Genomic DNA, 20,817 nt, shown 5'->3' with positions numbered 1-20,817 from the left:
CCGTGATTCCTTGCGAACGCTACCTTCCGGCCACGCCCCCGTCCCGTGGGGGCCTTCCCGTGTGCCGGTATCGTTGCTGACGGTCGGCCGCTTCGTAGACTTCCCTGTATCGAGGGGCGTAAAGCATTCGTGCGAATGTACAAAGCTCCGGCCGGTACCGTCGCCACCCCGAGAAAGGGCCCCATCGTGGCCGCCACCCCCGCTGGCCCAGCGGTCAAGCGCCTCGTCGTGCTGGTCTCCGGATCCGGCACCAATCTGCAGGCGCTCCTGGACGAGATCGAGCGCACCGGAGCCGAGCGGTACGGCGCCCGGATCGTCGCCGTGGGGGCCGACCGCGCCGGCATCGAGGGGCTCGCCCGCGCCGAGCGGGCCGGGCTGCCGACCTTCGTGTGCAAGGTCAAGGACCACGCGAGCCGCGAGGAGTGGGATGCCGCCCTCGCCGAGGCCGTGGCCGCGTACGAGCCGGACCTCGTGGTCTCCGCCGGGTTCATGAAGATCGTCGGCAAGGAGTTCCTCGCCCGGTTCGGCGGGCGGTTCGTGAACACGCACCCCGCCCTGCTGCCCAGTTTTCCCGGAGCCCACGGCGTCCGTGACGCGCTCGCGTACGGCGCCAAGGTCACCGGCTGCACCGTCCACTTCGTCGACGACGGCGTCGACACCGGCCCGATCATCGCTCAGGGCGTGGTCGAGGTCCGGGACGAGGACGACGAGAGCGCGCTGCACGAGCGCATCAAGGAAGTCGAGCGAAGGCTGCTCGTCGAGGTCGTGGGGCGGCTCGCCCGCAACGGCCATCGCATTGAGGGACGAAAGGTAGTTATCCAGTGACCGCCACCGCCGAGAGCACCAAGCGGCCCATTCGCCGGGCGCTCGTCAGCGTCTACGACAAGACCGGGCTGGAAGACCTCGCGCGCGGGCTGCACGAGGCCGGTGTCGAGCTCGTCTCCACCGGGTCCACGGCCGGCCGGATCGCCGCCGCCGGCGTCCCCGTCACCAAGGTCGAGGAGCTGACCGGCTTCCCCGAGTGCCTGGACGGCCGGGTGAAGACCCTGCACCCGAAGGTGCACGCGGGCATCCTCGCCGACCTGCGGCTGGAGAGCCACCGGCAGCAGCTCGCCGAGCTCGGCGTGGAGCCGTTCGACCTCGTCGTCGTCAACCTCTACCCCTTCCGCGAGACGGTTGCCTCCGGCGCCTCGGACGACGAGTGCGTGGAGCAGATCGACATCGGCGGCCCGTCGATGGTCCGCGCCGCCGCCAAGAACCACCCGTCGGTCGCCGTGGTCACCAGCCCCGAGCGGTACGCCGACGTGCTCGCCGCCGTCAAGGACGGCGGCTTCGACCTCGCCGCCCGCAAGCGCCTGGCCGCCGAGGCCTTCCAGCACACGGCCGCCTACGACGTGGCCGTCGCCTCCTGGTTCGCCTCCGCCTACGCCCCGGTGGACGAGTCGCGGTTCCCCGACTTCCTCGGCGCCACCTTCGAGCGCAAGAACACCCTGCGCTACGGCGAGAACCCGCACCAGCCGGCCGCCCTGTACGTCGACGGCAGCGGCGGGCTCGCGGACGCCGAGCAGCTGCACGGCAAGGAGATGTCGTACAACAACTACACGGACACGGACGCCGCCCGCCGTGCCGCGTACGACCACGACGAGCCGTGCGTCGCGATCATCAAGCACGCCAACCCCTGCGGTATCGCGGTGGGTTCGGACGTCGCCGAGGCGCACCGCAAGGCGCACGCCTGCGACCCGGTCTCCGCGTACGGCGGTGTCATCGCCGTCAACCGGCCGGTGAGCCGGGAGATGGCCGAGCAGGTCGCGGAGATCTTCACCGAGGTCATCGTCGCCCCGGACTACGAGGGGGGGGCCCTGGAGGCCCTCGCCAAGAAGAAGAACATCCGGGTCCTGAAGGCCTCGGGCGCGCCCTGCAACCGGGTCGAGGCCAAACAGGTCGACGGCGGTGTCCTGCTCCAGGTCACCGACCGGCTCCAGGCCGACGGCGACGACCCGGCGAACTGGACGCTGGCCAGCGGCGAGGCGCTCTCCCGCGAGGAGCTCAAGGAGCTCGCCTTCGCCTGGAAGGCGTGCCGCGCGGTGAAGTCCAACGCGATCCTGCTCGCCAAGGACGGCGCCTCGGTCGGCGTCGGCATGGGCCAGGTCAACCGGGTCGACTCCTGCAAGCTGGCCGTCGAGCGGGCCGGTGAGGAGCGGGCGCGCGGCTCCTACGCCGCCTCGGACGCGTTCTTCCCCTTCCCCGACGGCCCGCAGATCCTCATCGACGCCGGTGTCCGGGCGATCGTCCAGCCGGGCGGCTCGATCCGTGACGAGCAGGTCGTGGAGGCCGCCAAGAAGGCGGGCGTGACGATGTACTTCACGGGCACGCGCCACTTCTTCCACTGACACCGCCTCGTGGACAGGCCGACGGCCTCCGGCTCTCCCCCGAGGGAGCCGGAGACCGTCGGCCTTGCCAGTCAGCAGGGGCGCAGCGACCAGATCGGGTCCCAGGTCGCCGTGCCGGCCTGGTAGGCCGTCGAGGTCCAGCGGACGCTGCCGTCCTGGTTGAAGAACCTGGCGACCGTGCCAGGCGTCTGGTTGTTGGTGAACGGGCCGTCCCCGGTCCAGTTGTTCACGGTCCAGGTCTGGCACTTGTAGAAGTCGAACTTGGTGCCCTTGACGATCATGCACAGGTGGCCGTAGGCGCAGTCCAGGTCCCTGGCGGCGACTTTGCCCTGCGGGGCCTTGGTGAGGGTCAGGCCGTCGTAGCGGACCTTGTCGGCGGAGGACGAAAGAGGCTTCGGGTGGCCCGCGAGGACCTGGTCGGCGACCTGCTGGACGCCGGTGACCCGGGTGCCGTCCGGGGCGGCGGCGGTGGCCGCGACCGTGGAGCCGGCGAGCAGGGCGGTGGCCGCGACGAGCAGTGCGGCGGGCTTGGCGATGTTCACGTGTTCCCCCATGTGAACGAACGGCGTGGTCGCTCCGCCGTGACGCTCTGGCGGAGTGGTCCCACCGTCGCAGCCGTGTCCCTGTCCCGGTACCTCGGACGTCTGAGGGTCACTTCTTACCCGGGGGCGTGTACTCCTTGAGGTAGTGGGCGACACGGGCGCAGTACTCGCGGTACTTCGGGGGAACCCCGTTCGCGGCGTTCACTTTCTTGTACGACGTCCGGTACGCGGCGGAGAGCAGCACCCGCTTGTCGCCGGGAAGGCCGGCCTTCAGATTGGGCGCCATGAAGCAGAGGTAGCGGCCCATGGCCGGGATGGAGACGGAGGGGGTGAGGGGCGGGGTGGGCGTGGCCGATGCGGGAATGCCGTCGTCGCGCATGTACCAGCGCAGGACGGCGGGGGTCCAGCGGGCGATGCCGAACTCGTGCTTGGCCGGGTCGGAGAGGTTCGGGTCGAAATCGCTCTCGGCCTTCAGCATCGCCGCCATGAGCGCGGGGGTCACGTCGGGCTCGGGACAGGCGTGGGCGGAGTCGACGATGAGCTTCCGGTACTGCACCGGGACGCCCCTGTCCGTGCGGAGTTCGGAGGCGCCGTAGGCGGCCGGGGCCTTGTCGTCCGTGCCGCCGGCGCCGTCGCCCGCCCAGGTGCTGATGCCGTAGCCGAGGGCCGCGACGGCGACGGTCGCGGCGGCCGCGCCCGCGATGGCCGCCCGCCGGCGTCCGCGGCGCGGGAACAGCCGGCGGGGCAGGCGCGGTGAACGGCCGGTGCCGGCGGCCGCCTCGACGCGGCGCAGCAGCGCCTCGGTGCCGATGCGTGCCTCGTGCGTCCGGGCCAGGCAGTCCCGCACGATCTCCCGCCAGGCGTCCGGGAGTTGGGGCGACAGGCGCAGTTCGTCGATGCCGCGCGCATAGGCGGCGGCCGCGTCCCGGCGGGCCGTCGGGGTGGCGCCGGACAGCGGGAAGGAGTCGGTGAGGACGAGATGGGCGAGCACGCCGAAGGCCCAGACGTCGGCGGACGGCCGGATCCGTCGGCCGCGTTCGCCGATCTCCGCCCACAGCAGCTCGGGCGGGGTGTAGTCGGGGGTGGAGAAGGCCGGGGTGTAGGCGTGGGTGCCCTCCAGTTCAGCGGCCATGTTGAAGTCGGCGAGCCGCGCCGAACCGTCCGCCATCAGCAGCACATTGGCCGGTTTCAGATCCCCGTGCACCCAGCCCGCCCGGTGCAACTGGGCCAGCCCCTCGCAGGTCTGGGTGAGCAGGGCGGGCCCGGCGGCCGGACGCGGCGTGTCGGCGAGCAGGGCGGACAGGGAGCCCTCGGCCCGCTCCAGGACCAGGACGGTGGCGCCGTCGAGTTCGGGGCGGTCCGGGTCGTCGACGACGAGCGACTCGTACATCCGGATCAGCCGCGGCCGTCTGAGCCGCCGGTGCAGGTCGACCTCGCGCTCGATGAGGTCGCGCAGATGGGCCAGCTGACGCGGAGTTCCGGTGCCGGTGGGCAGGAACTTCAGCGCGGCGGCAGCGGGAAGCTCCGCCGAACCGCCGGTGCGCCGGCCCGCGTAGACGCTGCCGAAGGCGCCCGTCGCGATCGGCTCGCGCACCTCCCAGGTGCCGACCCGGTAACCCAGCGGCACCGGCACGGCGTACGGCTCGGTCACCGGGCCGTACGGCTCGCGTCGGCGGCGGACAGGACGACCAGGTCGTCCTCCCGTACGAGGTCGAAGCGGAGCGCCAGGGACACCAGGGACTCCTTCTTGCCGTTGAGGCGCGGACCGGTGTCCGCGGTCTCCGGGCCGGGCTTGAGCCGCAGCTTCACCGCCAGGTAGTCGATGTTCCACTGCACCGAGGTGCGCGAGGCGGCCGGCCAGGCGGGGCGCAGCCGGTCGACGACCTGGTCGACGGTGGGCAGCGGGGCGTGCGGGTCGCCGCGCAGCCGCGGTTCGCACAGGGCGGCAAGGACGGCGAAGTAGCGCTTGGTGCGGTCGACGGAGAAGGCGGGGGCGGTGGTGTCCCCGTCCGGCCCGGCCCCCTCCGGCAGATAGTCGTGGCGCGGCGCCCACACCTCGATCGTCAGCAGGTCCCCGGCGGCGGGCAGCACGATCCGCGAGAACTCGAACGGGATGGGCGCGTCCAGCCGGCCCGGGCCGACCTTGATGTGCTCGCCGGCGCCCTCCGGGTTCTCCACCACGTACGTCTGACGCGCGGACAGGTTGCTCAGTATCCAGAACGCGCCCTGGGCGCTGAGTTCGCCGGCCCGGCGGGAGACCCCGTCGTGCGGGATCGTCAGACCGTTGCCGGACGCCCGCCCGAAGGTGAGGCGCTCGCCCGGGGCGAGCCGGATCCCGGTGCTCGGCTGCCGGTCCTCCGGGGTCGGCGGAGGTACGACGATGATGCTGTACAAGGTGCGTCTCCCCGTGCCGACGGCCACCCCGGCCGCAGCGGCCGACCCAGTCAGCCTAGGGGGACACACCAGGGCCGTGCCTCCCCTGGACGGGTGAGACACGGCCCTTGGTGTGGAAATGGCGTGAACTGTACTGCCGTGCGGGCGGGTTCAGTAGCGGGGGCGGTTGAACCAGTAGCTGCCGCCCTTGTTGGCGCAGAAGACGATGATCAGGATGCTGAGCACCAGGCTCACCAGAGCGAAGATGTTACCGCTGAGCAGGCTGAGCACGCTGAGCAGAATGACGACCGAGCCGTACACGATCGCGGAGACGCGCGCGCCCCCGCCGCCGTTCGCGAACTTGGAGCCGGTGAAGATCGCCCAGAACGCGAATCCCAGGACGATGACGCCGAGGAAGATCATCACGCCGACGCCGATGCTGGCGGCCTTGTCCGCGTCGCTCGACGAGACGGTGCTGTCCGAGGACACGATGTCCCTGATCCGGTCGGCGAACCAGGAACTGGCCACGACCATCAGCAGACCGCCGAGCGCCTGGAAGCCGCCCAGGATGTACAGGAACACCCGCGCGGCCTTCACACCGCCCGGCATCTGCGCGGGCATGGCCGGGTAGCCGTAGCCGGGCTGCTGGACCGGAGGGGCGGCCGGGTAGCCGTAGCCGGGCTGCTGGGGCTGGGACGGGTAGCCGTAGCCGGGCTGCTGGCCCTGCGGCGGGCCGTAGGGGTTGTTCGGGTCGCCGAAGCTCATGGCGGTCTTCCTCCGTTGATCCAAGTGCGGGGACGACGCGCGGCACGGTTCGGAGGAGAGTTCTACAGATGCGGTCCGTCCCCCCGGCACTGCCCGCGGCACTGTCTGCCCATCGTTCTTTAGGCGGGTCTTACTTGTCCAGACGGAATCGTGAGGTGTTGTGCAAGTGCAACATCGCTGATCATGCTGTGACATAGCGGGGAGGGCCGTGGGGCACCCGGATTGGAACCGGGGGCGGGTCATCCGCGAGGATGGGGGTATGACCGCCCAGATTCTCGATGGCAAGGCCACCGCAGCCGCGATCAAGTCCGATCTGACCGCCCGCGTGGCGGCGCTGAGGGAGAAGGGCGTCACGCCCGGCCTCGGCACGATCCTGGTCGGGGACGACCCCGGCAGCCAGAAGTACGTCGCCGGCAAACACCGCGACTGCGCGCAGGTCGGCATCGCCTCCATCCAGCGCGAGCTGCCGGCCACCGCCACCCAGGAGGAGATCGAGGCGGTCGTACGCGAGCTGAACGAGGACCCGGCCTGCACCGGCTACATCGTCCAGCTGCCGCTGCCCAAGGGCATCGACGAGAACCGCGTCCTGGAGCTGATGGACCCGGCCAAGGACGCCGACGGTCTGCACCCGATGAACCTCGGCCGGCTGGTGCTGAACGAGCCGGCCCCGCTGCCCTGCACCCCGAACGGCATCCTGACGCTGCTGCGCCGCCACGGTGTGGAGATCAAGGGCGCCGAGGTCGTGGTCGTCGGCCGCGGTGTCACCATCGGCCGGCCCATGCCGCTGCTGCTCACCCGGCGCAGCGAGAACGCCACCGTGACCCAGTGCCACACCGGCACCCGCGATCTCGCCGCGCACCTGAAGCGGGCCGACATCGTCATCGCCGCGGCCGGCTCCCCGCACCTGATCCGCGCCGAGGACGTCAAGCCGGGCGCCGCCGTCCTGGACGTCGGTGTCTCCCGCACCGCCGAGGGCAAGATCGTCGGCGATGTGCACCCGGACGTGGCCGAGGTGGCGGCCTGGATCTCCCCGAACCCCGGTGGTGTGGGCCCGATGACCCGGGCGCTGCTGCTGGTCAACGTGGTCGAGGCGGCGGAGCGCAGTGCCGGCTGAGGGCGCCCGCGCGGGGGCGGTCACCCGCGGCACGCAGAGCGCAGGGGAAGGTCCCGGGCGGAAGACCACGCACCGCTTTCCCCGCATCACCAGGGACACCGCGCGGCCCGAGGGCGGCGGCCGGGCCGCGTCCGGTGACGCCCCGGCCCCGGCGCGGCAGTGGCCCATGCTCGTGGTGCTCGGCGGGGTCGCGCTCGGCCTGCTGCTGACCGCCCTCGACATGTTCCGCGCCGGCACCCTGCTGATCGGCGCGGCCCTGCTGGCCGGCGCGGTCATGCGCTGGATACTTCCGAGCGTCGGCATGCTCGCCGTCCGCTCCCGCTTCACCGACATCGCCACCTACGGCGTGCTCGGCCTCGCGATCGTCCTGCTGGCGATGATGGCCCAGCCCCACCCGTGGCTGCAGATCCCGTTCCTCAAGGGCATCCTGCACTTCACGCTCAACCAGTAAGGGTGTTCGTGACGCCGGTGGCCCGCGCCTCCCCCGGGACGCGGGCCACCGGCGTACCCCCGTGCCCCGACGGTACGGCCGCCCACCCGGGCCCCGCCTCCACCGGCGGGCTGAACTCCCGTACCGCCTCGGGTGGTAGCCCGCGGGTCCCTGCAACTTCCGCCGTATCCCCCGCCCGCTCGTGGTGGACACGCTGATCGCGGTCGCCATGGCCGTGGTCGCCGTCCTGCTGGGGCAGGAGTCGCGGTCGCAGGGCCGGCCGGAACTCGACGCCCGCGCCTATGTCCTGGTCGCCCTCGCCCACCTGCCGGTCGCCCTGCGCGTCAAGACCCACCTCAACCGCACGATGAGCAAGCTCGACCTGGGCAGCGGGCCCAGGCGGTCGTGCTGGCGCACGAGACGGGAATGGTGACGCCGGGCGGCTGAACGGCGGCCCGCCCCCTCCCCCGATGAGGGGCGGGCCGCCGTCACAACTCAGCCTTCCCTGCCGGGAACTGCCTGTTCAACGCCTGTCCGTGCGCTGTGGCACGGAAGTGACCGTTCCGCTACCGTGTCCACGCACTGCCACATGTGTCCTCACCGTGTCGATGTCTCGACAGTTCGGGATACGTTGGGGCATGACCGGCGGCAGTGGTGCTCCCGTGCGCCCCCGGTCGGGGAACTGGGATCCCGAGTCGGCGCATCCTTGTGGGTAGCCAGGACGGGGAAATGCCGGGGGAAAGCAAGAGGGGGAAGCGATGCCTCGCTGGAAAGATCTGCCCGAGGACCTGGACCCGCAGATCAAGGAGTTCACCCAGCAGGTGCGGCGGCTCGTGGACCGCAGCGGCCTGAGCGTCGCGGCGCTCGCCGACCGCACGGGCTACAGCAAGACGTCCTGGGAGCGTTACCTGGGCGGCCGGCTGCTCGCGCCCAAGGGGGCGATCGTCGCGCTCGCCGAGGTCACGGGCACCAACCTCGTGCATCTGACCACGATGTGGGAGCTGGCCGAACGCGCCTGGAGCCGGGCCGAGATGAGGCACGACCGCACGATGGAGGCGATCCGCATCTCCCAGGCGCGCGCCGCGCTGGGGGAGTTCGGGGCGGCGGACGCGACCGGCGGCCCGTCCGGCCGCAAGGGCGGCGCCGGCGCGGCCACGGGCATCGCCGGCCCGGCCGGCGTCTCCCCGACGATCCCCACCCAGCCGACGGCCCCCGACGCCGACGCCCGGGAGGGGGCGGCGCGGGGCCGGGGGGACGGTCGTGATCGGGGCGACGGTTCCGGTCCTGGCCCAGCCGGGGGAGCGGGGCCGGGATCGGGCGACGGTGCGGCCGACGGCGCGGGCCCGGGTACGGCCGACGAAGCAGCCGTGGGTACGGCTGGCCTCGACGGCGCCGGGCGTGGCGGGACCGCGACCTCGGGCGGCAACTCCTGGGGCCTGGCCGGGTATCAGGGACCGTCCAAGGCCGGCGCCCACCCTGGCGCCGGCGCCACTGCCGCGAACGGTGTGCGGTCCGCCGGCTCGCCCGAGGGTCCCGGCTGGACCCCGACCACGCCGAACGCGTACGACGGCGGGCCACAGGAGCCCCGGCCCGCCGGCAGCGCCCCGGCCTCGGGGAACGCTGGCCAGCAGCGGGTGATCATGTTCCTGGCGGGGCTCGTCGGCGTGCTCGTCGTCATCGGCGCCGCCTTCTTCTTCACCAACCGGAACGGCGCGAAGCACGAGAACGCCGCCAAGCCGTCCCCGAGCGCCACCACGCACACGACCCCGCCGCCCGGGGTCAAGTGCACTGGCTCCGCCTGCGACGGCAAGGACGCCGAGGCCATGGGGTGCAGCGGCGACCTGGTGACCACCGCGAAGACCGCCACCATCGGCACCACCACCCTGGAGGTCCGCTACAGCAAGGCCTGCGGCACCGCCTGGGGCCGCATCACCGGGGCCGCCGAGGGCGACAAGGTCCAGGTCTCCGCCGGGAAGGCCCAGCAGACCGGCGAGACCTCCGGCGTCGGCGACACCATCGCCTACACCCCGATGGTCGCCGTGAAGAACGCGGCAGAGGCCAAGGCCTGCGCGACGCTGGCGTCCGGGCTGACGGGGTGCACCAAGTAGTACGGGTGGGTGTGCTGGACAGGGCGCGGTAAGTAGGTGGGCAGGGCGCTTCGTACGGGGGCCGGGGTGAAGGCCATGGCACCCAGAGGCGCGTCCTCCCGTCACTGTCGGCGCGGCGATTGCGTGAGGGTGGCCAGGAGCCGACGGCCGGCGCCGCGTGATCCGGCGGTGTCTGGGGCGGTCGGGCGGTGGCGGGCGTACCGGACGGCGCGGTCGAGGTAGGGCGAGTCGGGCGACGGGGTACCCCGAGCAGGGCAGACGGGACGCGGCACATCGGGCGGACGGTACCCGGCACATCGGGTGGACGGCGGGCGGAGAATCGGGAGGAGGAAATTCCGAAGGCGGGTGCATGGTGGAACGGATTCTGGGCAGGGGGCCCAGTACCCCCACGGGAGTCCGGCGATCCGGTACCCCCACCTGGCGGCCGCCTCCGTCCTCTCCCCCTCTCCCGGACGGGCGGCCGCCCCTTCGTTCATCATGTGTCCGACTTGTGGGGTGAGCCACACGGCCCTGTACGTCTCGCATACCGGATGCGCGATAGCCTGACCGCTGGATCGATCTCTTGACGCCAAGAGATCGATCATCCGCCCGGGGCAGGGACGCCCCACCGCCAGCTGTCATACGGAGAACGCCATGACCCGCACTCCCGTGAACGTCACCGTCACCGGCGCGGCCGGCCAGATCGGTTACGCCCTGCTCTTCCGCATCGCCTCCGGCCAGCTGCTCGGCGCGGACGTTCCGGTCAAGCTGCGCCTCCTGGAGATCACGCCCGCGCTCAAGGCCGCCGAGGGCACGGCCATGGAGCTGGACGACTGCGCCTTCCCGCTGCTCCAGGGCATCGACATCACCGACGACCCGAACGTCGCCTTCGACGGCGCCAACGTAGCCCTCCTGGTCGGCGCCCGCCCGCGCACCAAGGGCATGGAGCGCGGTGACCTGCTCGAGGCCAACGGCGGCATCTTCAAGCCGCAGGGCAAGGCCATCAACGACCACGCCGCGGACGACATCAAGGTCCTGGTCGTCGGCAACCCGGCCAACACCAACGCGCTCATCGCGCAGGCCGCCGCGCCGGACGTCCCGGCCGAGCGCTTCACCGCGATGACCCGCCTGGACCACAACCGCGCGCTCACGCAGCTCGCGAAGAAGACGGGTTCGACGGTCGCCGACATCAAGCGCCTGACCATCTGGGGCAACCACTCCGCCACCCAGTACCCGGACATCTTCCACGCCACGGTCGCCGGCAAGAACGCCGCCGAGGTCGTGAACGACGAGAAGTGGCTGGCCGAGGACTTCATTCCGACCGTCGCCAAGCGCGGTGCCGCGATCATCGAGGCCCGGGGTGCCTCGTCGGCCGCCTCCGCCGCCAACGCCGCCATCGACCACGTGTACACCTGGGTCAACGGCACCGCCGAGGGCGACTGGGCCTCCATGGGCATCCCGTCGGACGGCTCCTACGGCGTCCCGGAGGGCCTGATCTCCTCCTTCCCGGTCACCACCAAGGACGGCAAGTACGAGATCGTCCAGGGCCTGGACATCAACGAGTTCTCCCGCGCCCGCATCGACGCCTCCGTCAAGGAGCTCGAGGAGGAGCGCGAGGCGGTTCGCTCCCTGGGCCTCATCTGAGCCTGGTGCCCCCGCGCCTTCGAGCCCGCACGGTCCTGCCGTGCGGGCTCGCGTACATCTTGTCGCCCTCGCCGTCAGCCGCTCAGCATCCAGTCCAGCGCCGACGTGTCCACCGACGCGTTCGGGGACGGGGTGGCCGAGGGTACCGGCTTGTCCCAGTCCGTGAGGAGGGACACCCAGGCGACGCCCTTGCCCTTCTCGGTGAGCTTGATCGGGTAGGGCTTGCCCTGCGTCGCGACGTACTCCGCGAGTGCGGTGCCGTGCGCGTCCCGGCCGGTGAGCCGCACGGCCTTCATGCCGTTGACGGTCGTCGTGCCGTCCTTCCGCTCGTCGAGCACCTTCTGGTTGCTCTGGACCCGCTGGTAGACCTTCAGGTCGCACACCCGGGAGAAGTCGCCGAACAGTTTCACGAGCACCGGGTCGTCGTTCGTGCCGTGGACGTAGCGGTTGTTCACGAGGTGTGCCGCCCTGGTCCCCGCGTTGCCCGGGAACTGGGACTTCCAGTACGTCGCGTCGGGCTTCACCCACACCTGGTCGCCCCGCCTGACCAACTGCACGCTGCCCTTGCGGCCGAGGGCGCCGGAGCCGGTGCAGTTGGCGTCCCGGTCGAGGCGCAGGTCCAGGGCACTGACGGCGTCGCCCTCCGAGGCGGCCGGTCCGGAGTCCTTGAGTATCAGATGTACGGAATGGGCGGAGCGGTAGGCCTGGATCGCCAGGTGCGCGATCTCTCGCGGGGACTTCTTCTCGACGCCGTTGTCGCCGTCACTGCCCGAGGCCCAGGTGGACGCGGCGCACAGCAACACGACGCTTGTTCCCACCGCGGTCACGAAGAGTCTTCTGGTCATCGCCGCCTCCACGGACCCAGAGAACTCAGGTATCCCACTTGTCACCCTATCTTCTGGAATTTCTCCTCGCGCGTGGTGGCGGAGTGGCGCCTGGCAAGGTCCCGCTGAGCGGATCGGCTGCCACCGTCGTAGCCCGCGACCACCAGCGCCGTCACCGCCAGCACCACCAGGGCGACCGTGCGCAGCGCCGGCCCCATGCCATGGAGCAGGTCCGCGTGGCCGGACAGCACCGTGCCGGTGACGGGGTGACGACGCCGATGGTCAGGGCCGGCATGGACAGTCCGGCGCCAGCCGAGATGACCAGGAGCCAGCAGACGAACAGCGCGTACGGCGTGCCCGCGTCGGCCGTGGACGCGCCGAGCGGACCCAGGCCGATGAGGGCGAGACCGGCGCCGATGACCGCGTGGGGGCGGTCCGCCCAGTGGGTGGCCAGCTTCTGGGCGACGGCCGTCCCGAACACCAGCGGCATGATCGCCACACCGGTGACGGCCGGGCCGAAGCCCTTCACGTCCTGCAGGTACTGCGAGTTGACGAAGAACAGGGCGAAGAGACCGAAGAAGCCGGTGGCCGTGCCGAGGGACGCCGACCGCAGTCGCGCGGAGTGGAAGACACGCGGGTCGAAAAGCGGGGCCGCCGACCGGAGGGCGTGCACCGTGAAGCCGGCGATCAGCAGCGCGCCCGCTGCGAAGGCGCCGAGGATGCGGGCGGAGATCCAGCCGTAGGCCGGGCCCTCGATGATGCCGAACAGGAGCGCGACCAGGCCCGCGGTGAGCAGCAGGGTGCCGAGCGGGTCGGGGTTGCCGTGGGCGGGGCGTTCGGTGCGCGGGACGGTCACCGCGACGGCCGCTGTCAGCACGGCCGCCAGCGGGACCATGACCGCGAACAGGGCGCGCCAGGTGAGGAACTGGCCGGCCAGGCCGCCGCCCAGGTTGCCCGCCGCGCCCCCGAGGCCGATCGACAGCGTCCAGGCGCCCATCGGGCGGGCCCGGTGCTCGGGCGTGGACAGCTGCATGAGGATCGACAGGGTGGCCGGTGTGATCAGCGCGGCTCCGGCGCCGGACAGGCCTCGCCCGGCTATCAGGACGGCCGGGCCGGCCGCGAGCGCGCTGGTGGCGGCGCCCGTCGCGAACAGTGCGAGCCCGGTGAGCAGGGCGCCCTTGCGGCCGTACCGGTCGCCGAGCGCGCCGGCCGGGATGAGCAGGCCCGCGAAGACGATGACGTAGGCGTCGACCGTCCAGAAACCGGTTGAAGCGGCGGAAGGCGGCCACGTCCTCGGCCGGGACCCGGGTTCTTTGACTCCGGTCAAAGGTTTCCATTCTTTGACCGGAGTCAGAGACCTCTGCCGCGTCCATGGCACCGCCGATGTGCGTTCATGGCACCGCGAGCCGGCTTCATGGTGCGGAGTTCGGCGGATCGTTGTGGTCGGCGTGCCGGGGGCGGCTCCTGGTCGAGATCTGGCCGACGAGCTCCCAGAAGCACACCAGAGCGGTGACCGGCGGGATCCCGAAGATCACTAACGACAGCAGCGCGTGGGACGAGTGGCTGACGCACAGCGCCACGGCCATCGCGGATGCGGCCAGCACCACGCACCAGGAGCGCCGCGCACTCCGGCGCTGAGCGGTGGCCCGTACGACGGAGAGGGCGGCCACGAACCATGGCCCGTACACCATCAGCGGCCAGCACTGCGCCAATCTCGTCGGCAGCACCGACGAGGCGATCCCGCGCAGCTGCCCGTAGGAATAGCAGACGGACCAGCCCAGCATGCACACCGCGCACAGCGAGACCGTCGCGATCAGCAGCGTGATGTGGGTGACGCGTCGGCCGCCGTCGAGCAGATGGGACTCCTGACGGAGCCGTCGGCGGCTGCTCCTGCGCGGGGACGGAATGTCCAGCGGGGTGGTGACCGGGCTCACGCTGGTCGGCGCGGACAGTATCTGGGCCAGTTCTTCGACCGGGTCCCAGTCGTTCGACGCGATGTCCGGTTCCGGGACGCTCCAGGTGTCCATCGATTTACCTCCTTACCTCGCCTCAGGAAGCCCGGTACAAATCTGCCATCGTCCGCCGATATTCATTTTCCATGGTGTTGATTCTCTTCAGGAAATCATCAAGCAGGTCCGAGCATGACGTGAGGTCCACATCACCGCTCCAGCGGAGCGCGGTCGTCGGATGATCCTCTGCTGTGTGCCAGTCCAATCGCGTCACGGTCACCTAACGAGGGTCACCGGAGGCGGGCTTTGGGGCATTCGGGCGAATACGCATGACCTGAAGGGGGGTCTTTTAAGTGCGTGTTGACGCACGCTTGAAGGAGTTGTGAATACGCAGGAAATTACATTCCGTGAATTCTGGAATTAAATGATCTCTGCTCGCCTTGTGGTGGTTCCGGTGTGATGCCGCGCACTTTCGGCCATTGATTGCGCATGCGATGTGTGAGTCCTGGGCAGGCGGCGACGGTCCCCGAGCGTGACATGCGTGTGACACAGGGGCACGGATCAGGAACGGAAGGCAACACCGATCATGGCGGACAGAACGGCACGACAGGCCCAGGCGACCATCCACGCGGGAGGCGAGTGGCTGGAAGCGATCTCCGGCGCGACGCGCGAGGTCCTCGACCCCGCGGACGCCCGGCCGTTCGACGTGGTCGCGGAGGGCGACGAGAAGGACGCCGAGCGCGCGGTGGCCGCGGCCCGGCAGGCCTTCGACCACGGACCCTGGCCGCAGACCCCGGTCGCCGAACGCGCCGCCCTGCTGCGCCGCGTCGCCGGCCTCCTCGTGCAGGGCCGCGAGGCACTCGGCCTGCTGGAGAGCCGGGACGCGGGCAAGACCGTCGAGGAGGGCCGGATCGACATCGACTGTGTCGCCGACGCCTTCCGCTACTTCGCCGACCTGGTGGCCTCCGAGGCGCCGGGCCGGGTCGTGGACGCGGGTTCCCGCGACATCCACAGCGTCGTCGTGCACGAGCCGGTCGGCGTCTGTGCGCTGATCACCCCCTGGAACTACCCGCTCCTCCAGGCCAGTTGGAAGATCGCCCCGGCGCTCGCCGCCGGCAACACCTTCGTGATCAAACCCAGCGAGATCACCCCGATGACCACCGTCGCGCTGATCGAGCTGCTGGCGGAGGCCGGTCTGCCCGCCGGGGTGGCCAACATCGTCACCGGCCCCGGCCACACCGTCGGCGCCCGGCTCGCCGAGCACCCAGACGTCGACCTGGTCTCCTTCACCGGTGGCCTGGTCAGCGGCACCAAGGTGGCCCAGGCCGCCGCCCCGACCGTGAAGAAGGTCGCCCTCGAACTCGGCGGCAAGAACCCCAACGTCGTCTTCGCCGACGCCTGCGCCACCGAGGAAGGCTTCGACACCGCCGTCGACCAGGCCCTCAACGCCGCCTTCATCCACAGCGGCCAGGTCTGCTCGGCCGGCGCCCGGCTCATCGTCGAGGAATCCATCAGGGACCGCTTCGTCGGTGAACTCGCCCGGCGCGCACAGAAGATCAGACTCGGCCGCGGCACCGAGAACGGCGTCGAGTGCGGCCCGCTCGTCTCCGAGCAGCAGCGCGCCAAGGTCGAGGCGTACGTCGCCTCCGCGCTCGCCGAGGGCGCCGTACTGCGCTGCGGGGGCAAGCGGCCGAAGCCGTCACCGCAGCGCCCCGAGGCCGGCTACTTCTACGAGCCGACCGTCCTCGACGCCTGCCACCGCGAGATGCGGGTCGTCCGCGAGGAGGTCTTCGGCCCGGTCCTCACCGTCGAGACCTTCCGCACCGAGGAGGAGGCCGTCTTCCTCGCCAACGACACCGAGTACGGCCTCGCCGGCGCCGTTTGGACCACCGACGCGGGCCGGGCCCGCCGCGTCGCCGGCCGGCTGCGCCACGGCACCGTCTGGATCAACGACTTCCACCCCTACCTGCCACAGGCGGAGTGGGGTGGCTTCGGCAAGAGCGGCACCGGCCGCGAGCTGGGGCCCGCCGGACTCGCCGAGTACCGGGAGACCAAGCACGTCTACCAGAACCTCGCGCCGAGGCCGGTGCGCTGGTTCGCAGGCTGAGTCCCTCTTTTTCCGCACCCCCTGGAGTAGTACCCCCATGTCCCCCACCCCCCACGTCTACGACTACGTCGTCATCGGCGGCGGCACGGCGGGCTCCGTCATCGCCTCCCGCCTCACCGAGAACCCGGACGTCACCGTCGCCGTCATCGAGGGCGGCCCGAGCGACGTCGGCCGCGACGACGTCCTCACGCTGCGCCGCTGGATGGGCCTGCTCGGCGGCGACCTCGACTACGACTACCCGACGGTGGAGCAGCCCCGCGGCAACTCCCACATCCGGCACAGCCGCGCGCGCGTCCTCGGCGGCTGCTCCTCCCACAACACCCTCATCTCCTTCAAGCCGCTGCCGTCCGACTGGGACGAGTGGGAGGAGGCCGGCGCCAAGGGTTGGGGCGCCGTCCCCATGGAGGCCTACTGCGCCCGCCTGAAGAACAACATCGTCTCCGTCGACGAGAAGGACCGGAACGCCATCGCCCGCGACTTCGTCGACGCCGCCCAGGCCGCGCTCGGCGTTCCCCGCGTCGAGGGCTTCAACAAGAAGCCGTTCACCGAGGGCGTCGGTTTCTTCGACCTCGCCTACCACCCGGAGGACAACAAGCGTTCCTCGGCGTCGGTGGCGTACCTGCACCCGGTGATGGACGAGCGCCCGAACCTGACGATTCTGCTGGAGACCTGGGCGTACGAGCTGGAGCTCACCGGGGGCCGGGCCGAGGGCGTGCACGTGCGCACCGAAGACGGTGATGAGCTGCTGATCCGCGCCCGCAACGAGGTGATTCTTTGCGCCGGCGCCGTGGACTCGCCCCGCCTGCTGCTGCACTCGGGCATCGGCCCCCGCAAGGACCTGGAAGAGCTGGGCATCCCCGTCGTCCACGACCTGCCGGGCGTCGGCGAGAACCTGCTGGACCACCCCGAGTCGGTCATCGTCTGGGAGACCCACGGCCCGATCCCGGAGAACTCCGCGATGGACTCCGACGCGGGCCTGTTCGTGCGCCGCGACCCCGAACACGCGGGCCCGGACCTGATGTTCCACTTCTACCAGATCCCGTTCACGGACAACCCGGAGCGGCTCGGCTACGAGCGCCCCTCGTACGGCGTCTCGATGACCCCGAACATCCCCAAGCCGAAGAGCCGCGGCCGCCTCTACCTCACCAGCGCCGACCCGTCCGTCAAGCCCGCCCTCGACTTCCGCTACTTCACCGACGAGGACGACTACGACGGCCGGACCCTCGTCGACGGCATCCGCGTCGCCCGTGAGATCGCCAGGACCGAGCCGCTCGCGAGCTGGCTCAAGCGTGAGGTGTGCCCCGGCCCCGAGATCCAGGACGACGCCGAACTCGGCGAGTACGCCCGCAAGGTCGCGCACACCGTCTACCACCCGGCCGGCACCTGCAAGATGGGCGCCGCCGACGACGAACTCGCCGTAGTGGACCCGGAGCTGAGGATCCGCGGCCTCGACGGCATCCGCATCGCCGACGCGTCCGTCTTCCCCACCATGACCGCCGTGAACCCGATGATTGGGGTGCTCATGGTCGGGGAGAGGGCCGTCGACCTGATCGGAGGTGACGCCCGATGACCCCCACCGTCCCCACCCGCAAGCCGCCCACCGCCGATACCCCCGTCTTCTCCGTCTCCGGCCTGTGGAAGGTCTTCGGCCCCAAGCCGCAGCGGATCCCCGGCGACCCCGAACTCGGCGCCCTCGACCCCGCCGACCTGCGCGCCCGCACGGGCTGTACGGCGGCCGTCCGCGACGTCTCCTTCGACGTCCGCAAGGGCGAGGTCTTCGTGGTCATGGGCCTGTCGGGCTCCGGCAAGTCCACGCTCGTCCGCTGCCTGACCCGCCTGATCGAACCGACGGCGGGCACGATCTCCATCGACGGCGAGGACGTCCGCGCGATGGACAGGACCCGCCTGCGCGAACTGCGCCGGCACCGGGCCGCCATGGTCTTCCAGCACTTCGGCCTGCTCCCGCACCGCACGGTCCTGGACAACGTGGCGTACGGCCTGGAGATCCAGGGCGTCGGCAAGGCCGAGCGGCGCGAACGGGCCGCCGAGGTCGTCGCCAAGGTCGGCCTCGAAGGCATGGAACACCGCCGCCCCGCCCAGCTCTCCGGCGGCCAGCGCCAGCGCGTGGGTCTCGCACGGGCACTGGCGGTCGACCCCGAGGTGCTGCTGTTCGACGAGCCGTTCAGCGCCCTCGACCCGCTCATCCGCCGCGACATGCAGGACGAGGTGGCCCGCCTGCACCGCGAGGAGGGCCGCACGATGGTCTTCATCACCCACGACCTGTCCGAGGCCCTCAAGCTGGGCGACCGCATCGCCCTGATGCGTGACGGCAAGGTCGTCCAACTGGGCACCCCGGAGCAGATCGTGGGCTCCCCGGCCGACGACTACGTCCGCGAGTTCGTCCGCGATGTGCCGCGCGAGCAGGTGATGACGGTGCGTACGGCCATGAAGCCGGGTGCCTGCGGCGGCCCGGAGCACCCGGGCGCCCTCACCCCGGACGCAGTGGTGGCGGACGCGATCAGGACCGTGGCCGAGCTCGGCACACCGGCGTGCGTGCTGGAGAACGGCACCTGCATCGGGACCGTGGACCACGAGCTGCTGCTGGACGTCGTAGCCGGCATGGACGTGTGCATACCCGGTCCCCGCACCAGCCCGGAGGCCGTCTGATGGCAACGCTCAGTCTCCCGACCTTCAGTACCGCCGAACCCCGCCTCCTGAAGAGCCGTACCGCGGGCAAACTCCTCGTGCTCGCGCTCGTCACCGCCGTACTCCTGCCCCTGCTCCACGGCGGATCATGGCCTCACCACCTGACCGTCGGCCTGGACAAACCCCTCACCAGCGCCAGCAACTGGGTGGTGGACAACCGGGACAGCCACCCCCTGTTCCTCTACTTCTTCGGCTACATCAGCAACGCGGTCGTCCTCTCCGTACGCGCCGTCTACCTCACCCTGCTCGCCGCGGGCTGGACCGGCGTCACCGCGTTCGGCGCGCTGATCGCCTGGCGCGTCGCCGGCCCCCGCCTGGCCGCCGGCACGGCACTCGCCTTCCTCGGCTGCGGCGCCCTCGGCATGTGGGTGCCGACCATGCAGACCCTCGCACTCATGGTCGTAGCCGTCCTCGCCTCCGTGGTCGTCGGCGCGCTCCTCGGCCTCGCCGCCGGCCTGTCCGACCGCCTGGACCGCGCCCTGCGCCCGGTCCTGGACACCATGCAGGTGCTCCCGGCCTTCGCCTACCTCCTCCCCGTCGTCCTGGTCTTCGGCATCGGCGTCCCCGCGGCCGTGCTCGCCACCGTCGTGTACGCGGCCCCGCCGATGGCCCGCCTCACCGCGCTCGGCCTGCACGGCGCCGACCCCGAAGTCCTGGAGGCCGTGGAGTCGCTCGGCGCGACCCGCCGCCAGCGGCTGCTGACCGCCCGGATCCCGCTGGCCCGGGGCGAACTCCTCCTCGGCCTCAACCAGACGATCATGATGGCGCTGTCCATGGCCGTCATCGCCTCGGTCATCGGCGCCGGCGGCCTCGGTGACCGCGTCTACCAAGCGCTCGGATCCGTCGACGTCGGCCAGGCCCTCGCCGCCGGTATCCCGATCGTGCTGCTGGCGATCGTCCTGGACCGCGTGACCGCGGCGGCAGGCGCCGGCACCACGCGCCCGAAGACCATCGGCTGGGTCTACGCCCTCGCCGGCACCGTGGCCGTCGCCCTGGCCGCCCGGCTCCTCGGCCGCCTCGACTGGCCCGCCGGCTGGACCCTGAACATCGCCGAACCGGTCAACCGCGCCGTCGACTGGATGACCAACCACCTCTACTCCGGCATCCCGGTCATCGGCGGTACGGCCGACTGGGCGGGCCACTTCACCACCTGGATCCTGGACCCCGTACGCGGCGGACTGCAGTGGCTGCCCTGGTGGTCGGTGCTGCTGATCGTCGCCGCCCTGGCCTGGTCGATCGGCACCTGGCGCACTGCCCTGACCGCCGTCCTCGCCATGGCCGCGATCGGCGTCCTCGGGGTCTGGCAGCCGGCCCTCGACACGCTCTCCCAGGTGCTCGCGGCCGTCGCCGTCACCCTGGTCCTCGGGTTCGCCACCGGCATCGCCGCCGCCCGCAGCGACCGCGTCGAACGCGCCCTGCGCCCGCTCCTGGACGTGTTCCAGACCATGCCCCAGTTCGTGTACCTGATCCCGGTCGTCGCCCTGTTCGGCGTCGGCCGCGCCCCCGCCGTCGCCGCGGCCGTCGTCTACGCGCTGCCCGCCGTCGTCCGGATCACCGCGCAGGGCCTGCGCCAGGTCGATCCGGCCGCGCTGGAGTCCGCGCGCTCGCTCGGCGCGACCGGCCGGCAGCAGCTGTGGCAGGTCCAGCTCCCGCTCGCCAAGCGGTCGCTGCTGCTCGCCGTCAACCAGGGCGTGGTCCTGGTCCTCGCCGTCGTCATCATCGGCGGCCTGGTCGGCGGTGGCGCCCTCGGCTACAACGTCGCCTTCGGCCTCGCCCAGGGCGACCTGGCGACCGGCCTGGTGGCCGGTGCCGCGATCGTCTGCCTGGGCCTGATGCTCGACCGGGTGACCCAGCCGACCGAGCGACGCACGAAGAAGGGAGCGTGA

General features: G+C 71.4%; 18 protein-coding genes and 1 pseudogene. 11 read left to right on the top strand and 8 right to left on the bottom strand.

Annotated elements, in window-relative coordinates:
* Window positions 1-135: 135 nt before the first annotated feature.
* Both purN and purH read left to right on the top strand, forming a co-directional pair.
* Window positions 136-825 carry a phosphoribosylglycinamide formyltransferase gene (purN, locus tag AB0M27_RS17320; protein ID WP_365722518.1) on the top strand — a complete coding sequence of 230 codons (690 nt, stop codon included), beginning with the start codon at window positions 136-138 and terminating at the stop codon, window positions 823-825.
* On the top strand, window positions 822-2,390 hold the full coding sequence (gene purH / locus AB0M27_RS17315) for a bifunctional phosphoribosylaminoimidazolecarboxamide formyltransferase/IMP cyclohydrolase (protein WP_365722516.1): 1,569 nt from the start codon (window positions 822-824) through the stop codon (window positions 2,388-2,390). The genes purN and purH overlap by 4 nt, the downstream gene beginning before the upstream one ends.
* A 71-nt stretch (window positions 2,391-2,461) precedes the next feature.
* Here the strand turns inward: purH and AB0M27_RS17310 are convergent, their stop codons facing one another.
* The 4 genes from AB0M27_RS17310 to AB0M27_RS17295 all read right to left on the bottom strand — a co-directional run bounded on the left by AB0M27_RS17310 (window position 2,462) and on the right by AB0M27_RS17295 (window position 6,070).
* Entirely contained in the window at window positions 2,462-2,944 is a 483-nt protein-coding gene (locus AB0M27_RS17310; RefSeq protein ID WP_365722514.1) for a hypothetical protein, read from the bottom strand.
* A 97-nt stretch (window positions 2,945-3,041) separates the two neighbouring features.
* Window positions 3,042-4,583 carry a protein kinase gene (locus AB0M27_RS17305; protein ID WP_365722512.1) on the bottom strand — a complete coding sequence of 514 codons (1,542 nt, stop codon included), beginning with the start codon at window positions 4,581-4,583 and terminating at the stop codon, window positions 3,042-3,044.
* Window positions 4,580-5,326 carry an FHA domain-containing protein gene (locus AB0M27_RS17300; RefSeq protein ID WP_365722510.1) on the bottom strand — a complete coding sequence of 249 codons (747 nt, stop codon included), beginning with the start codon at window positions 5,324-5,326 and terminating at the stop codon, window positions 4,580-4,582. Before AB0M27_RS17300 ends, AB0M27_RS17305 begins: the two co-directional genes overlap by 4 nt.
* A 150-nt stretch (window positions 5,327-5,476) precedes the next feature.
* The gene (locus tag AB0M27_RS17295; RefSeq protein ID WP_365722508.1) at window positions 5,477-6,070 is read right to left on the bottom strand and encodes a hypothetical protein; all 594 of its coding nucleotides are present in this window, start codon (window positions 6,068-6,070) and stop codon (window positions 5,477-5,479) included.
* Window positions 6,071-6,329: 259 nt separating this feature from the next.
* Here AB0M27_RS17295 and AB0M27_RS17290 point away from each other — a divergent pair, with 259 nt between their 5' ends.
* The 5 genes from AB0M27_RS17290 to AB0M27_RS17270 all read left to right on the top strand — a co-directional run bounded on the left by AB0M27_RS17290 (window position 6,330) and on the right by AB0M27_RS17270 (window position 11,345).
* Window positions 6,330-7,184, top strand: coding sequence for a bifunctional methylenetetrahydrofolate dehydrogenase/methenyltetrahydrofolate cyclohydrolase (locus AB0M27_RS17290; RefSeq protein WP_365722506.1), 855 nt, complete (start codon window positions 6,330-6,332; stop codon window positions 7,182-7,184).
* On the top strand, window positions 7,174-7,635 hold the full coding sequence (locus tag AB0M27_RS17285; RefSeq protein ID WP_365722504.1) for a DUF3017 domain-containing protein: 462 nt from the start codon (window positions 7,174-7,176) through the stop codon (window positions 7,633-7,635). The genes AB0M27_RS17290 and AB0M27_RS17285 overlap by 11 nt, the downstream gene beginning before the upstream one ends.
* Before the next feature lie 181 nt (window positions 7,636-7,816).
* Window positions 7,817-8,047, top strand: a complete 231-nt coding sequence (locus tag AB0M27_RS17280) for a hypothetical protein (protein WP_365722502.1) — start codon at window positions 7,817-7,819, stop codon at window positions 8,045-8,047.
* 325 nt (window positions 8,048-8,372) lie between these two features.
* Window positions 8,373-9,722 carry a DUF2690 domain-containing protein gene (locus AB0M27_RS17275; protein ID WP_365722500.1) on the top strand — a complete coding sequence of 450 codons (1,350 nt, stop codon included), beginning with the start codon at window positions 8,373-8,375 and terminating at the stop codon, window positions 9,720-9,722.
* Window positions 9,723-10,355: 633 nt separating this feature from the next.
* Window positions 10,356-11,345, top strand: a complete 990-nt coding sequence (locus tag AB0M27_RS17270; protein WP_365722498.1) for a malate dehydrogenase — start codon at window positions 10,356-10,358, stop codon at window positions 11,343-11,345.
* Window positions 11,346-11,419: 74 nt separating this feature from the next.
* Here AB0M27_RS17270 and AB0M27_RS17265 read toward each other — a convergent pair whose 3' ends face one another.
* The 4 genes and pseudogenes from AB0M27_RS17265 to AB0M27_RS17250 all read right to left on the bottom strand — a co-directional run bounded on the left by AB0M27_RS17265 (window position 11,420) and on the right by AB0M27_RS17250 (window position 14,398).
* Window positions 11,420-12,190: a hypothetical protein gene (locus AB0M27_RS17265; RefSeq protein ID WP_365722496.1), complete on the bottom strand. Its 771-nt coding sequence runs from the start codon at window positions 12,188-12,190 to the stop codon at window positions 11,420-11,422.
* Between the two features lie 41 nt (window positions 12,191-12,231).
* Window positions 12,232-13,427 (bottom strand): annotated as a pseudogene (locus tag AB0M27_RS17260) (MFS transporter); the annotation flags it as partial.
* A gap of 154 nt (window positions 13,428-13,581) precedes the next feature.
* Window positions 13,582-14,196, bottom strand: coding sequence for a DUF2637 domain-containing protein (locus tag AB0M27_RS17255; protein WP_365722494.1), 615 nt, complete (start codon window positions 14,194-14,196; stop codon window positions 13,582-13,584).
* Window positions 14,197-14,218: 22 nt separating this feature from the next.
* Complete coding sequence (locus tag AB0M27_RS17250; protein ID WP_365722492.1) at window positions 14,219-14,398, bottom strand: hypothetical protein; 180 nt, start codon at window positions 14,396-14,398, stop codon at window positions 14,219-14,221.
* Between the two features lie 306 nt (window positions 14,399-14,704).
* Between AB0M27_RS17250 and AB0M27_RS17245 the strand changes: the two genes are divergently transcribed.
* From AB0M27_RS17245 to AB0M27_RS17230, 4 genes are read left to right on the top strand one after another with little or no spacing between them, the layout of a single operon-like run.
* Complete coding sequence (locus AB0M27_RS17245) at window positions 14,705-16,225, top strand: aldehyde dehydrogenase family protein (protein ID WP_365722490.1); 1,521 nt, start codon at window positions 14,705-14,707, stop codon at window positions 16,223-16,225.
* Between the two features lie 37 nt (window positions 16,226-16,262).
* Window positions 16,263-17,795: a GMC oxidoreductase gene (locus AB0M27_RS17240; RefSeq protein WP_365722488.1), complete on the top strand. Its 1,533-nt coding sequence runs from the start codon at window positions 16,263-16,265 to the stop codon at window positions 17,793-17,795.
* Window positions 17,792-18,892 (top strand): glycine betaine/L-proline ABC transporter ATP-binding protein, encoded by a 1,101-nt coding sequence (locus AB0M27_RS17235; protein ID WP_365722486.1) that lies wholly within the window; start codon window positions 17,792-17,794, stop codon window positions 18,890-18,892. Before AB0M27_RS17240 ends, AB0M27_RS17235 begins: the two co-directional genes overlap by 4 nt.
* On the top strand, window positions 18,892-20,817 hold the full coding sequence (locus AB0M27_RS17230; protein WP_365722484.1) for an ABC transporter permease subunit: 1,926 nt from the start codon (window positions 18,892-18,894) through the stop codon (window positions 20,815-20,817). The genes AB0M27_RS17235 and AB0M27_RS17230 overlap by 1 nt, the downstream gene beginning before the upstream one ends.

Source organism: Streptomyces sp. NPDC052107, assembly GCF_040680215.1.
In the GTDB taxonomy this organism is placed as follows: domain Bacteria; phylum Actinomycetota; class Actinomycetes; order Streptomycetales; family Streptomycetaceae; genus Streptomyces.
The sequence above is the reverse complement of the archived record's forward strand: the minus strand, read 5'-3'. Positions and strand labels throughout refer to the sequence as shown.

Bases quoted from the DNA above. Each gene is read 5' to 3' on its own strand.
- AB0M27_RS17230 (WP_365722484.1), top strand. From the start codon at position 18,892: ATGGCAACGCTCAGTCTCCCGACCTTCAGTACCGCCGAACCCCGCCTC.
- AB0M27_RS17255 (WP_365722494.1), bottom strand. From the start codon at position 14,196: ATGGACACCTGGAGCGTCCCGGAACCGGACATCGCGTCGAACGACTGG.
- AB0M27_RS17235 (WP_365722486.1), top strand. From the start codon at position 17,792: ATGACCCCCACCGTCCCCACCCGCAAGCCGCCCACCGCCGATACCCCC.
- purN (WP_365722518.1), top strand. From the start codon at position 136: ATGTACAAAGCTCCGGCCGGTACCGTCGCCACCCCGAGAAAGGGCCCC.
- AB0M27_RS17295 (WP_365722508.1), bottom strand. From the start codon at position 6,070: ATGAGCTTCGGCGACCCGAACAACCCCTACGGCCCGCCGCAGGGCCAG.
- AB0M27_RS17240 (WP_365722488.1), top strand. From the start codon at position 16,263: ATGTCCCCCACCCCCCACGTCTACGACTACGTCGTCATCGGCGGCGGC.
- AB0M27_RS17310 (WP_365722514.1), bottom strand. From the start codon at position 2,944: ATGGGGGAACACGTGAACATCGCCAAGCCCGCCGCACTGCTCGTCGCG.
- AB0M27_RS17245 (WP_365722490.1), top strand. From the start codon at position 14,705: ATGGCGGACAGAACGGCACGACAGGCCCAGGCGACCATCCACGCGGGA.
- AB0M27_RS17265 (WP_365722496.1), bottom strand. From the start codon at position 12,190: ATGACCAGAAGACTCTTCGTGACCGCGGTGGGAACAAGCGTCGTGTTG.
- AB0M27_RS17275 (WP_365722500.1), top strand. From the start codon at position 8,373: ATGCCTCGCTGGAAAGATCTGCCCGAGGACCTGGACCCGCAGATCAAG.
- AB0M27_RS17270 (WP_365722498.1), top strand. From the start codon at position 10,356: ATGACCCGCACTCCCGTGAACGTCACCGTCACCGGCGCGGCCGGCCAG.
- AB0M27_RS17290 (WP_365722506.1), top strand. From the start codon at position 6,330: ATGACCGCCCAGATTCTCGATGGCAAGGCCACCGCAGCCGCGATCAAG.